Here is a 12,242-nt window from a genome sequence, read left to right on the forward strand (position 1 = left end):
GCGGAGCCCCGGGGGGTCCCGGCCGGCCCGGGGAACGGGCGAAGGGCGGGGAGGGGACGAGCTCCCGCAGGGTTCGGGAGCGCCGGGACCGGGGGCGTCAGGAGGGCAGGGTGCGGGAGGCGCCGATCGGGAGGTCCCAGAGGGACTCGCGGGGCAGGCCCGCCCGGGCCCAGGCGGCCCGCACCCGGTGCAACGGCTCCATCACCGGCTCCGAGGACAGGGCGAAGGTCGCCCAGTGCATCGGAGCCATCCGCCGCGCCCCCACGTCGAGGCAGGCCTGCACCGCCTCCTCCGGATCCGCGTGGACCTCCCGCAGCCACCACCGCGGCGCATACGCCCCGATGGGCAGCAGCGCCAGATCGATCCCGGGATGCCGGCGCCCGATCTCCCCGAACCAGTGCCCGTAACCGGTGTCCCCCGCGAAGTAGACCTTCTGCGGCGTCGCGGCCCGCGGGTCGCTGAGGATCCAGCCGCCCCACAGGGTGTGGCACGCGTCGATCAGGGACCGCTTCGACCAGTGGTGCGCGGGCACGAACTCGAAGCGCACGCCGCACAGTTCGGCCGATTCCCACCAGTCGAGCTCGGTGACCCGGGTGAATCCCCGGCGCCGGCACCAGCGGGCGAGTCCGGCCGGGACGAAGAGGGCGGTGTGCCGGGGCAGCCGTTTGAGCGTCGGCGCGTCGAGGTGGTCGTAGTGGTTGTGGCTGATCACGACCGCGTCGACCGGCGGCAGTTCCTCCCACCGCACCCCGACGGGGGTCATCCGCGCCGGGGTCCCCAGGATCCGCCGCGACCAGACGGGGTCGGTCAGCACGGTCAGGCCGCCGATGCGCAGGATCCAACTGGCGTGCCCGGCCCAGGTGACGGACACCGTCCCGGCGGTGACGGCGGGCAGCGGGGCCGGCTCGTAGGGCAGGTCCGGGATGCCGCGCAGCCCCTCGGGGCCGGGCCGGAAGGCGCCCTCCCGGGCGAGCCGGGCGAACGCGCGCAGCCCCGGCAGCGGTGTGGTCAGCCGGTTCGCGAACGAGCGCGGCCACAGCCGGTGTTCACCCAGCGGGCGCACGACCGGTGCGGGCGGCGCGGCGGGCCGGACCGGCGCCTGCCGCACCGAGGCCGCGGCCCGGGCGACGGGTCCGCCCGACCGGATGTCCGCCCGCACGTCCGACCGCGCGTCCGCGGGCGCGTCCGTCTGATCCCTCATCGAGAAGTCTCCGTTCACCGGCGGGAGTCGGGTGGGGTTCGGCCGGGCGGGCCGGTCGGCGGTGTCAGTCGGACAACCCCGCCAGGACCGACCGGAGCCGCTCCAACGAGCCCCGTACGTACGGGAGTCCGAGGGGGTCGGCGGCGGTGAGCGCGGCGAGCCGCTCCTCCGGGGTGGCGCCCAGCAGCGGCCCGGTCGACAGCCGGACCCGCAGGGCCACCGGTTCGTCCGCGAACCGCTGCCCGCCGGGGGTCGGCGCGCCGAGCCTGGCGCCCAGCCAGTCCTCCAGCTCCATCGCGTCGCCGACTCCCTGCCGGGCGAGCCCCGCGCGCAGGGGCGTCAGGTCGGCGTAGAGGTGCCGGCCGGCCCGCGGGGGCCGGGCCAGCGCCCCCGCGGCCAGCAGCTCCCGGTGCGCGGCGCCGGCCACCGCTCCGTGCAGGGCCGCGGCCGAGGCGATGCGTCCGGCGACGGCGGGGGGCTCGTCGAGGGCGTGTGCGGCGGCCCCCGCGACGGGTCCCGCGACGAACCCGCCGGTGGCGGTGAGCACGTCGAGGGTGCGGGCCCGCAGCCAGGAGCCGTGCGGGGTGCCGGGGAAGCGGACGACGGCGGCGGGCCAGCCGGCGGGCAGCAGTGCGCCGGACAGGTCGAGGAGGACGGCGGTCTCGTCGGGCAGCATCTCGGCGGGGCTGAGCACGAGGGTGTCGTCCGCCCGGCCCCCGGTGCCGAGGACGAGGGTGTCGCGGGTCCGGCCGCCGGCCCCGGGGACTCCACGGCCCCCGCCGGCGCCGGCCGGCCGGTGGACGGTGTCGCGCCAGGTCTCGTCGCTGACGACGAACAGCCCGGCCGACGCGGCGGCCTCGCAGGCCTCCAGCAGCAGCTCGGGCGGGGGCACGGTGGCCGTCGGGTCGTCGGCCACGGACAGCAGCAGCACCCGCGGGTCGCCGCCCTCGGCACGCACCCGGCGCACGGTCTCCAGCAGGGCGTACGGGTCGGGTACGCCGCCGCACTCGGCCGGGGTCGGGACGTGGTAGGCCCGCCGTCCCAGCAGCCGGATCTGTGGCGTCCACCAGGCGGGACAGGGGCGCGGCAGCATGACGTCGCCGCCGTACGCGCCGAGCAGCGCGAGCAGCAGCGACGGCGCTCCGGGTCCGGCGGCCACGTGGTCGGGGTCGGTCGGCAGCCCTCTGCGGCCCCAGTGCCGGGCCGCCGCGGCCCGTACGGGGACTCCCCCGCCCGGGGGTTCGGGGGCCGAGCGCCAGGCGGCGGCCGCGAGGACTTCGTTGAGTTCGGGCAGGACGGGCAGGCCCGGCTGGGGAGCGTGCGGCCCGTAGCGGACCGGACCCCGGCCCTCGGCCGTCGTGCGCTGGATCCCCGACACCGCGCGCCACCTCTTCCTGCCGTCCCGCGCTCTCCAACCCTGCCTTTATACGGTTATTTGTCCGCACTCGCCCGTCGTGGCCGGGCGGCCGCCCTCAGCCGTCCCGCCCCAGCAGGGCGAGCAGCCGGGTCTGCGCGTTCGCCCCGGCCGGCACCTCCAGCGGAGCCGCGTACATGCCGCTCGCCGCCAGTCCGTCCGCGTAGGGCATGACCTCCTTGATGGAGAACTCGACGAGGCCGTCCGGCAGCCGTTCGTCGGCGCCGATGGCCCGCGCGAGGTCCCAGGCGTGCACGACGCAGTCGGCGGTCAGCTCCGAGCAGTACGCCGATCCGAGCGCGGGTCCGTACGAGAGCTTCACGGTCTTCTCCAGCGCCCCGGGGATCTCGAAGGCGGCGTGCGCCGCGGCCGAGGCCGTGTCCCAGGCGGCGCCGGGGTCCGTACCGAGGACGTCCCCGTTGAAGGTGGAGCCGATGTCCTCGACCGTGCGGCCGTCGGTGACCAGGGGCGGTATCCACAGCTGTTCGGCGGTGACGTGGTTGACCAGGTCGCGCACGCTCCAATCGGTGCAGGGCGTCGGCGCGTCCCACTGGGTGTCCTTGACTGCGTGCACGAGTCCGCCGAAGAGCCTCAGCGCTTCGGCGTGCGTGTCGAGCAGCGGGTCCGGCATCTGTCTCACCGTCCTTGGCCGGGGTCGTCCCCTCCCCGGGTTCACTCTCCTCGCACCTGCACTTCCCTGCCACCGGCCTGCCCAATCCCCTTGGCGCGCGGGGGTGGTGTCCACATGTCAAAACGCATATCTCATATGACGAACTGATCCTTTACGGTGGGACCAACGGTTCGACACCGCCTCACGAGCACTTCGACGACGAAGGAGCCAGTCCCCATGAACGCCACGAACGCTGCGGACGCCACGGACGCCGGGAAGGCCACGGACACCGCGCACGAGACCGCGGTCTACACCCACGGGCACCACGAGTCGGTGCTGCGCTCGCACCGCTGGCGCACCGCGCGGAACTCCGCCGCGTACCTGATCGGCGAACTGCGCCCGGGCATGGCGGTCCTGGACGTGGGCTGCGGTCCGGGCACGATCACGGCGGACCTGGCGGAGCTGGTGGGGCCGGACGGCCGGGTCACGGCGGTGGACGCGGCGCCGGACGTGATCGAGCAGGCCGCCGCGTACGCGAAGGAACGGGGCCTGGACAACGTCGAGTTCGCCACGGCCGACGTCCACGCGCTGGACTTCCCGGACGACTCCTTCGACGTGGTCCACGCCCACCAGGTGCTGCAGCACGTCGGCGACCCGGTCCAGGCGCTGCGCGAGATGCGCCGCGTGTGCCGGCCGGGCGGGATCGTGGCGGCACGGGACGCGGACTACGCGGCGATGACCTGGTACCCGCGGACCCCGGGGCTGGAGGAGTGGCTGGACCTGTACCGGCGGGTCGCCCGCGCCAACGGCGGCGAGCCCGACGCCGGACGCCGCCTGCGCGCGTGGGCGCGGGAGGCCGGCTTCACGGACACGACCTGCACGGCGACCTCGTGGTGTTACGCCACCGACGAGGAGGCCGCGTGGTGGTCCGCCCTGTGGGCGGACCGTACGACGGCCTCGGCGTACGCCGGGATCGCGACCGGCGGCGGACACGCGACGGAGACGGAGCTGGCGGCCGTCGCGGAGGCCTGGCACACGTGGGGCGCGTCCCCCGACGCCTGGTTCTCGGTCCTGAACGGCGAGATCATCGCCCGCGCCTGACCCCCGCGAGGGCAAACGGGCTCGCGCGGGCCCACGGGCTATCGCGGGCCCACGGGCTTACAGGGCCCCGGGCTTACGGGGTCGCCGGCTTACGGGGCCGCGGGGCTGCCGACGGGCAGCAGAGCGGGCCGCTTCGCCGTACGCCCGTCGCCTGAGGAGCGCCCGCGCAGCCGCCGGCCGATCCAGGGCCCGGCGAACCCGACGGCCCACCGCAGCTCCCCGGCGACGCCCCGCAGGCCGACCGGGCCGGCCACCGGCGCGCCGGGCAGCGGGCGGGTCCAGGAGTCGTCGCTGCCCCGCAGCCCCAGGGCGTGCGCGACACCGGCGGCGATCATCGCGTGGCCGCCCGGCGAGGCGTGCAGCCGGTCCGCGCTCCACATCCGGGGGTCGGTGGACGCCTCGTGGCGCGCGAAGTCGGCGACGGCCACCCCGTGCCGGCCCGCCGCCTGCCGGATCCGCTCGTTGAGCGCGTCCACGCGCGGGGCCGCGCCCTTGGCGAGCGGAACGAGCTTCGCTATGTCGGGGAAGGTGACGGTGGCGACGCGGGCACCCTGCGCGGTGAGCGCGGCGAACATCGCCTCCAGGTGCCCGGCGACCTCGTCGGCGTCGAACTTGGGCCGCAGCACGTCGTTGACCCCGGCGACCACGGTCGCCAGGTCGGGACGGAGCGCGAGGGCCGGCGCGAGCTGCCCCTCACGGACCCCGGCCGCGAGGCGGCCCCGTACGGCCAGGTTGGCGTACCGGACCTCGGGGTCGTGCACCGCGATCAGCTCGGCGAGCCGGTCGGCGCATCCGCGCAGCCCCGTACTGTCGTCACCGTCGCCGACGCCCTCGGTCTGGCTGTCGCCGAGGGCCACGTACCGCGTCCCGCGCGGGCTGCCCGCGTCCCAGCCCCGGCTCCGGTCCTGGATCGGGCCCTGAGCCTGAATCTGATCCCGGCTCGGACTCTGGTTCTGATTCTGGTTCCGCTCATCGACCGGCACAGTCGGCCCGCCTCTCGCTCAGGATGGTCGTGGTGCGCTCGTACCAGGCCCGGTTGGCCCGCTCGAACTCCAGGCCGCGCAGGCAGGTGAGGTACGGGCCGATCCGCTCGCCGTGGCGCAGGAACTCCTCCTCGGAGCGCTCCCCGCGCATCTTGCGCAGCAGCGCGCCGAACAGCTCGATCTTGGAGTCGGCGAAGGCCGCCCGCTCCGCGAGCTGCTCGATGAGGGCCTGCGTGTCGACGTGCTCGGCCGCCTGGACCTTCACGAGCAGGTCGTCGCGGATGAAGGAGGGCTTGGTGGAGGCGGCCGTGAACCGCTCCAGCTCGGCCAGTCCGGCGGCGGTGACCTGGTACAGGCGCTTGTTGGGCCGGGTGTCCTGGACGACCTCCCGGCCGGCGATGAACCCGGCCTGCTCCAGCTTGGTCAGCTCGGCGTAGACCTGCTGGGGCAGCGCGTGCCAGAAGTTGGCCACGCCCGTGCCGAAGGCCTTGGCCAGTTGGTAGCCGCTCAGTTCCTCGTCGAGCAGTGCCGCCAGTACGGCGTGACGCAATGCCACCGGTCCGCCTCCTCGGGTGCCTCGGGTCCGTTCACCACGGCGTCTTCTCAGGGACGCCCGGCCCATGATAGTCAAGAAACTGACTAATCACATCGGTGACTATCGAGGAGACCTCATGAGTACCGACACGAGCACCGCCGACCTGTTCCGCGCCGCCGTCGACCGTCAGGACCTCGCCGCGCTGGACGCGCTGTTCACCGAGGACGTCCGGCTCAACAGCCCGGTGAAGTCGAAGCCGTTCGAGGGCAAGGCGGCGGTACTGGCCCTCTTCCGGGTCCTCCTGCGCACCTTCGAGGACTTCCATTACGTCGGCCACTTCGACGGCAGCGTCCAGGGCGGCTCCGACGGGGCCGAGGGCCCGGCGACCGTGCTGCCCTTCCGGACCACCGTGAACGGCCGGCAGGTGCACGGCATCGACATGCTGCACCTCGCGCCCGGGGGCCTGATCAACGAGATCACCGTGATGATCCGCCCCCAGACGGCCGTGGTGGCCGTCGGCGAGGCGGTCCTGGCCGGCCTGATCGCCGACGGCCTCGTCCCCGACCCGACGGCGACCCGGGCGTAGGCCCCCACCCCGACCCCGGCGCCAGCTCGTTCCCCCTGGTCAGCGGCGCCCCTTGGGGTTTCCGCCGATGGGATCCGGCGACCGTGGTCGGGAAAGCGCATTGCGTGCGGGGGTGCCCGGGCATTGGATTGCCAAGATCAAGACGGCGGGATCGCTCCGGCGTCGCGAAGGGGGCGAAGCGAATGGCATCCATGCTCGAAGGCTGTACGCCGTGGCCCGAGGAGTTCGTCGACCACTACTGGGCGTCCGGTCACTGGCGCGGCACCACGCTGGACAACCTGCTGCGCGGCTGGGCCCTGCAGTACGGACCGCGGACCGCGCTCGTGCACGGCGACACCCGGGTCACGTACGCCGCCCTGAACCGGCGCGTGGACCGCATGGCCGCCGGCTTCCGGCTGCGCGGCCTGCGGCGCGGGCAGCGGGTCGTCGTCCAGCTGCCGAACATCCCGGAGTTCGTCGTCACCGTGTTCGCGCTGATGCGCGCCGGCATGGTCCCCGTACTGTGCCCGGTCGCGCACCGCGCGTCGGAGGTGTCCCCCCTCGTGCGGGTCACGCAGGCCACGGGATACGTCGGCCCCTCGGTGTACCGGGGCTTCGACCACACGGCGATGGCCGCGCGGATCGCGACCGAAGGTCCCTTCCTGCGCAGGGTGTTCCCCTTCGAGGCGCCGGGCACGTCCTCGCCGTACGGCGGCTTCACGACCGACACGGCGGGCTGCCACTACTTCCCGCTGGGTTCCCTCGACTCCCCGCCGGAGCCTCCGCTCGAACAGTGGGCCGGTCAGGTGGCGCTCCTGCTGCTCTCCGGCGACGGCTCCGCGGGGCCCGGGATCGTTCCGCGCACCCACAACGACTACGCCTACCAGGCGCGGGCCGCCGCCGAGCTGGTGTCGCTGACCGAGGACGACGTGTACCTCGCCGTGCTGCCCGCCGCGTCCAACTTCGCCTTCGGCGCCCCCGGCATCCTCGGCACCCTCACCGCCGGCGGCACCGTGGTCCTCGTCGAGGACCCGGACCCCGCCGCATGCCTCGCGGCCGTCGAACGGGAGCGGGTCACCGTCACCGCGGTGGTGCCCGATGTCGCCCGGAACTGGCTCGACGCACTGCCCGCGGTCGGGGCCGACGTGAGCAGCCTGCGCCTCCTGCAGGTCGTGGGCGCCCCACTGGACCGGGCCACCGCCGAGCGGATCGGCCCCGAACTGGGCTGCCGCCCGCAGCGGGCCTCCGGCACGGCCGAGGGCCTGCTCACCTTCACCCGGCCCGCCGATCCGGAGGAGACCGTGCTCGGCACGCAGGGCCGTCCGCTCTCCCCCGACGACCAGATCCGCATCGTCGACGCCGAGGGCGAGGACCTGCCCGCCGGGGAGCCGGGCGAACTCCTGATCCGCGGCCCGTACACCCCGCGCGGCCACTACCGGGCGCCCGACCACAACGCCGACGCCTTCACCACCGACGGCTACCTGCGCACCGGCACCCTCGCGCGGCGCACCCCGGAAGGCGACCTGGTCGTGACCGGCCGCCTCTAGGCCGCGGTTCCTTCCCGCACCCCGCACCCCGCACCGGATGCCCCGGATCACTCCCCCGGCGGGCGCATGCGGAAGTTGTACCGGGGCGGCAGCGGGCGGTCCGTGAGCGCGGACCAGACCTCCGAGAGGACCTCCTCGCCCTCGCGGAGGTCGGGCAGTTCGAAGCCCTCCTCGAAGACCCGGCGGGCCGCCCCCACGTGCCCCTCCGCCGCCAGCAGCCGGGCCGCGGCCAGCCGGAAGCGGCCCTCGTCGCGCAGGGCGGGCCGCAGGCGGTCCCACACCGAGCGGGCCTGCGGCAGCAGCCCCGCGGACAGCAGGGCCTCCAGCGCCTCCCGGCCCAGTGCCGATTCGGCGGCCAGCCAGCCCTCGCCGCCCCGGCTCTCCTGGGTCAGGTCCTCGAAGGCCTCCTCGTACCAGCGGGCCGCCCGCGCCGGGTCTCCGGCCAGGTCGTCCGCGACCGCCAGGCACCGCAGCAGCGGCCACCGCGAGGGGGCCAGGGCCAGCCCTCGCTCCCAGCTGCGTACCGCCTGCGCGATGTCGCCGGCGTGCCACTGCGCCACCCCGAGGTGGTACTCGGTCAGCGGGTCCGCCCGGGCCGTCTCCAGCATGTCCCGCCAGTGCGGGGCGACCAGGCTCGGGCCGGGCGGGGCCACCCTGCGCGGGGCGGGGAAGACCCCGGTGCGCCACAGCTCCAGCCACGGCGCCTGCTCCTCGCCGAGCGTGTCCTCCCCGAACGGGGTGCCCGGCAGCTTGTGGCCCCCGCAGAGCACCTCCAGCGCGCCCCAGCCGGAGCCCGCCGCCAGCCGCTCCCCCGGCTCGGTGTCGGCGCACCCGCGCCACGCCCCGTACGCCGCGTCCACGTCCGCCCGGGGCAGCGCGGACTCCAGCGCCGCCTCGGCCGAGGCCCGCGCCGCGGCCCAGTCCTCGCCGTGCACCGCTGCCGGGTCCGCGGACAGCGCCCCGTAGGCCTCCAGCCAGCTGAACTCCGCCCCGGCCTCGAGCCGTACGTGCTCCAGCTGGGTCCGGGCCAGCCCGGCCTGGATCTCCGCGTACCCGCCCGTGCCCGGTTCGGTCAGCCACTCCTGCCAGCGCCGGCCGCCCTCGCCCGCGCCCCAGACGAAGAGCTTGCGGCCGCGCAGCCGGGCCGTCGAGCTCTGTACGAGACCCCGCCCGTCCGCGCCGAGGGAGGCGATCCAGGGCCGGGCCCCGCCCTCGACCTCGTAGAAGAAGTCCGCCGGGTACTCGCTGCGCAGCGGGTACGTGCGGTCCGCGTCCCGCCACCGCGGTACGGGGACGCGCCGCAGGGAGCGCTCGTACCCGAAGTGCCAGGCCTCGTCGGCGGGGGCCAGGACGCGGGTGCCCTCGTCCTCGGGCACGGCGATGTTGGACCACCAGTAGACGGGCGCGGGCCGCTCGTGCGGATTGCGCACGCGGACGCCGACGTAGAGGAACTGCGAGTCCTCCGGGAGCCACAGGTCCACCTGGAAGGGCAGGTCGCGCAGCCGCTCCCACTCCCACAGCCGCACCATCACACCCCCGTCGGGAGCCGGTACGAGAGCCGCGTGCAGCGGGGCGCAGGACAGGGTGGTGTGGCCGGTCGCGCCGAGGTTCCACTCGATGCCGCCGGAGAACCAGGCGCCGTTGAGCGCGAAGTTGGCGGGCTGCAACACCGGGTTGCGGTAGAGGAGTTCACGGCCGGTGGGGAGGTGGACGAGCGAGTGGACCCGGCCGCCCAGGCCGGGCAGGACGGTGACGCGCAGATGCGCGTTCTCGATGACGATCGTCTCGATCTCGCGCTCGGCCCGCTGCCGCCGGTAGCCGTCCCGCACCCGGACGGGCAGCAGCGAGCGCAGCGGTTCGTAGCCGATCTGGCGGGCCATGTCGCGCGGCAGGCCCTCGCGCGACCGCTCGTCCAGCACGTGCACCCCACCGGGTGCGCGTAGGGCGGGCAGCGGGTTCTCGGGTCCCAACGGGGCTGCGGGAAGGGTCAGTACGGAGCGGCGGACGGTGGTGGCCATGGGGAAATGGAACACGCCAGGACGGCCGGTGCACAGGGATTCGGCGCATCACCACCGGTCAGGATTACGCAAAGCCCTTCGGAGCTCCGGGCGTTGATCCACAATGGGTTCATGAGCGAGCGCAGCAGACGGGGCGAGTTCTTCGGCGGAGCCGAGGCCGAGAACCAGTTCCTGGGACGGCCCAGAACCGGTGACGAGCGTCCCATGCTCGTATCGATGCTGGGAGCGCAGCGCGCCACGCTGGAGCTCAAGTGTGCCGGCCTCGACGAGGAGTTGGCTCTGCGGTCGGTGGATCCGTCCACGCTGTCGCTGCTGGGGCTGGTGCGCCACCTCGCGGACGTGGAGCGCCGCTGGTTCCGGAAGGTGCTGGCCGGGGAAGAGGCCCCGCCGCTGTTCTCCTCGCCGGACGATCCCGACGGCGACTTCGACGGCGCGGTGGCGGAGCCCGGGGCGGCCGAGCGGGCGTGGGAGGCGTGGCGGGCCGAGGTGGCGTTCGCCGAGCGGTTCACGGAGCGGGCCCCGGACCTGGACGTGTCGGGGAAGGACGGCTGGCTGGGCGAGATCTCGCTGCGCTGGGTCCTGATCCACATGATCGAGGAGTACGCGCGCCACAACGGCCACGCCGACCTGCTGCGCGAGCGCATCGACGGCGCGATCGGGGTCTGACGGCGGGGCCGCCGGGGCCCGCGCGGGTGACCGGGCCGGGCGGGCCCGGGGTGCGGGCCCGCCGCGCGCCCCCGGCCCCGGTCCGGGCCTACGCGAAGGCCCCCGCCACCAGGTCCGCGAGCAGTGCGCCCGCGCGGCCGTCCGGGTCCAGGTCCGGATCGTAGATGGTGACGTTGAGGCCGACGCAGCGCGGTGAGCTGATCAACACACCGAGCAGTTCGGCGAGTTCGTCGGGGATCAGGCCGCCCGGGTCCGGGCTGTCGACGGCCGGCATCACCGTCGGGTCCAGTACGTCGGCGTCCAGGTGGACCCAGAACCCGGCGGTGGCCGGGGGCTGGAGCCCCGTCAGGGCGGTCCGGGCCACGGGGCCCGCGCCCCGGTCCCGGATCGCTCCGACCGTGGCGGCGAAGATCCCGGCGGCGCGCAGTTCGGGGAGGTCCGGGTCCCCGTCGCGCAGCCCGAAGAGCCGTAGGTCCTCGTCGCGCAGGTAGGGTCCGAGGCCCTCCAGGTCGGCGAGGCCGGCCTGGCCCCGGCCGGTGGCCAGGGCCAGCTCCTCGCCGCCCGCCGCGCCGACGGGCCCGTTGACGGCCTCGTTGCCGGGGTGGCGGAAGTCGGCGGAGCCGTCGATCGCCGCGATCCCGTACCGCCCGATGCGGCGCATGGCGAGCGAGGCGCCGAGCTGGATGGAGCAGTCGCCGCCGAGGACGACGGGGAACTCCCCGGCCCTCAGGTGGCCTTCGATCCGGTCGGCGAGGGCCACGGTGTACGCGGCGAGGGGCCCGGCGTGGAACACGCCGTCGCCCTCCTTCCAGTCGCCCCGGTCGTAGCGCGGCGGGACGACGACCCCGCCCTCGCGCGCGCCGAGCCGGGCCAGCAGGCCCTGTTCGCGCAGCGCGCCGGCCAGTTTGTAGACACCGGGTACGACACCCGGCGCGGGCGGCCGGAGCCCTAGGTTGGACGGCGCGTCGAGGAGCACGAGGGTTCGCATGCACTCATCCTGTGCGATGCCGGGCCCCGGGAGGAGGTTTTCGGCCGCGCTCGCCCGACGCTCACCGCGCGCGCCTGCCGCCGTCGACGTGCCGGAACCCCGGCGGGGGCCCTTCCGGCCCGCGAGCGGCGAAGGCCGGGGCTGGGCCGTCCCTTTCGGATCTTGCCGCGCCCCGCCGGCGGCGGCCCGGGCCCGCGCGGCGGAAATCGATCGGCCGGCCGGTGCTGCGTATGGCACCATCTCCGACGTGATCAAGGACGAGGACCAGGGAATACGCCTGCTGGCGGCCGACAACAACGCCCGGTGGTGCGAAGCCGTGTGCCGCGCGCACGGGCTGGACGTCTCGTTGGGCGAGCACCTGTGGACCAGCCCCCGGCGGACCCCGCCCTACTACCCCGACGCCGTGACCCTGCGCCCGCAGGTGCCCGAGGCCGAGGTCCTGACCTGGATCGACACCGACGGCCCGGGCTGTTCCGTGAAGGACAGCTTCGCCGACCTGGACCTGGCCCCGGACGGCTTCGAGGTCCTCTTCGACGCCCAGTGGATCCACCGCCCGGCGGACGCGCCGGCGGTCCTGCCCGCACCGGCGGACGAACCCGGGCTCGACTGGAGCC

General features: G+C 75.0%; 11 protein-coding genes and 1 pseudogene. 5 read left to right on the forward strand and 7 right to left on the reverse strand.

Features of this window, described 5'->3' with window-relative positions; genetic code table 11:
• Positions 1 to 97: 97 nt before the first annotated feature.
• The 3 genes from ACWGDE_RS28555 to ACWGDE_RS28565 all read right to left on the reverse strand — a co-directional run bounded on the left by ACWGDE_RS28555 (position 98) and on the right by ACWGDE_RS28565 (position 3,246).
• A complete protein-coding gene (locus tag ACWGDE_RS28555; protein ID WP_453391906.1) occupies positions 98 to 1,201 on the reverse strand; it encodes an MBL fold metallo-hydrolase in 1,104 nt (367 codons plus the stop codon).
• Between the two features lie 64 nt (positions 1,202 to 1,265).
• Positions 1,266 to 2,570, reverse strand: coding sequence for an aminotransferase class I/II-fold pyridoxal phosphate-dependent enzyme (locus ACWGDE_RS28560; protein ID WP_453391916.1), 1,305 nt, complete (start codon positions 2,568 to 2,570; stop codon positions 1,266 to 1,268).
• A 103-nt stretch (positions 2,571 to 2,673) separates the two neighbouring features.
• Complete coding sequence (locus ACWGDE_RS28565) at positions 2,674 to 3,246, reverse strand: TIGR03086 family metal-binding protein (protein WP_453391907.1); 573 nt, start codon at positions 3,244 to 3,246, stop codon at positions 2,674 to 2,676.
• Positions 3,247 to 3,462: 216 nt separating this feature from the next.
• Between ACWGDE_RS28565 and ACWGDE_RS28570 the strand changes: the two genes are divergently transcribed.
• A complete protein-coding gene (locus tag ACWGDE_RS28570; RefSeq protein WP_453391908.1) occupies positions 3,463 to 4,326 on the forward strand; it encodes a methyltransferase domain-containing protein in 864 nt (287 codons plus the stop codon).
• An 89-nt stretch (positions 4,327 to 4,415) separates the two neighbouring features.
• Here the strand turns inward: ACWGDE_RS28570 and ACWGDE_RS28575 are convergent, their stop codons facing one another.
• Together ACWGDE_RS28575 and ACWGDE_RS28580 are read right to left on the reverse strand one after the other, a co-directional pair.
• Positions 4,416 to 5,183 carry an SGNH/GDSL hydrolase family protein gene (locus ACWGDE_RS28575; RefSeq protein WP_453391909.1) on the reverse strand — a complete coding sequence of 256 codons (768 nt, stop codon included), beginning with the start codon at positions 5,181 to 5,183 and terminating at the stop codon, positions 4,416 to 4,418.
• Between the two features lie 112 nt (positions 5,184 to 5,295).
• Positions 5,296 to 5,865, reverse strand: coding sequence for a PadR family transcriptional regulator (locus ACWGDE_RS28580; protein WP_453391910.1), 570 nt, complete (start codon positions 5,863 to 5,865; stop codon positions 5,296 to 5,298).
• A gap of 115 nt (positions 5,866 to 5,980) precedes the next feature.
• Here ACWGDE_RS28580 and ACWGDE_RS28585 point away from each other — a divergent pair, with 115 nt between their 5' ends.
• Complete coding sequence (locus ACWGDE_RS28585; protein WP_453391911.1) at positions 5,981 to 6,430, forward strand: nuclear transport factor 2 family protein; 450 nt, start codon at positions 5,981 to 5,983, stop codon at positions 6,428 to 6,430.
• Positions 6,431 to 6,612: 182 nt separating this feature from the next.
• A complete protein-coding gene (locus tag ACWGDE_RS28590; RefSeq protein WP_453391912.1) occupies positions 6,613 to 7,956 on the forward strand; it encodes an AMP-binding protein in 1,344 nt (447 codons plus the stop codon).
• A gap of 47 nt (positions 7,957 to 8,003) precedes the next feature.
• Here ACWGDE_RS28590 and ACWGDE_RS28595 read toward each other — a convergent pair whose 3' ends face one another.
• Positions 8,004 to 9,974, reverse strand: coding sequence for a DUF5107 domain-containing protein (locus ACWGDE_RS28595; protein ID WP_453391913.1), 1,971 nt, complete (start codon positions 9,972 to 9,974; stop codon positions 8,004 to 8,006).
• A gap of 111 nt (positions 9,975 to 10,085) precedes the next feature.
• On the opposite strand from ACWGDE_RS28595, the gene ACWGDE_RS28600 reads away from it, so the two are divergent.
• On the forward strand, positions 10,086 to 10,640 hold the full coding sequence (locus ACWGDE_RS28600) for a DinB family protein (RefSeq protein WP_453391914.1): 555 nt from the start codon (positions 10,086 to 10,088) through the stop codon (positions 10,638 to 10,640).
• Positions 10,641 to 10,728: 88 nt separating this feature from the next.
• On the opposite strand, the gene ACWGDE_RS28605 is transcribed toward ACWGDE_RS28600, so the two are convergent.
• Positions 10,729 to 11,628 carry an arginase family protein gene (locus tag ACWGDE_RS28605; protein WP_453391915.1) on the reverse strand — a complete coding sequence of 300 codons (900 nt, stop codon included), beginning with the start codon at positions 11,626 to 11,628 and terminating at the stop codon, positions 10,729 to 10,731.
• 247 nt (positions 11,629 to 11,875) lie between these two features.
• Between ACWGDE_RS28605 and ACWGDE_RS28610 the strand changes: the two are divergent.
• Positions 11,876 to 12,242: pseudogene (locus ACWGDE_RS28610) on the forward strand (hypothetical protein); the annotation flags it as partial.

Source organism: Streptomyces sp. NPDC054956 (assembly GCF_053609185.1).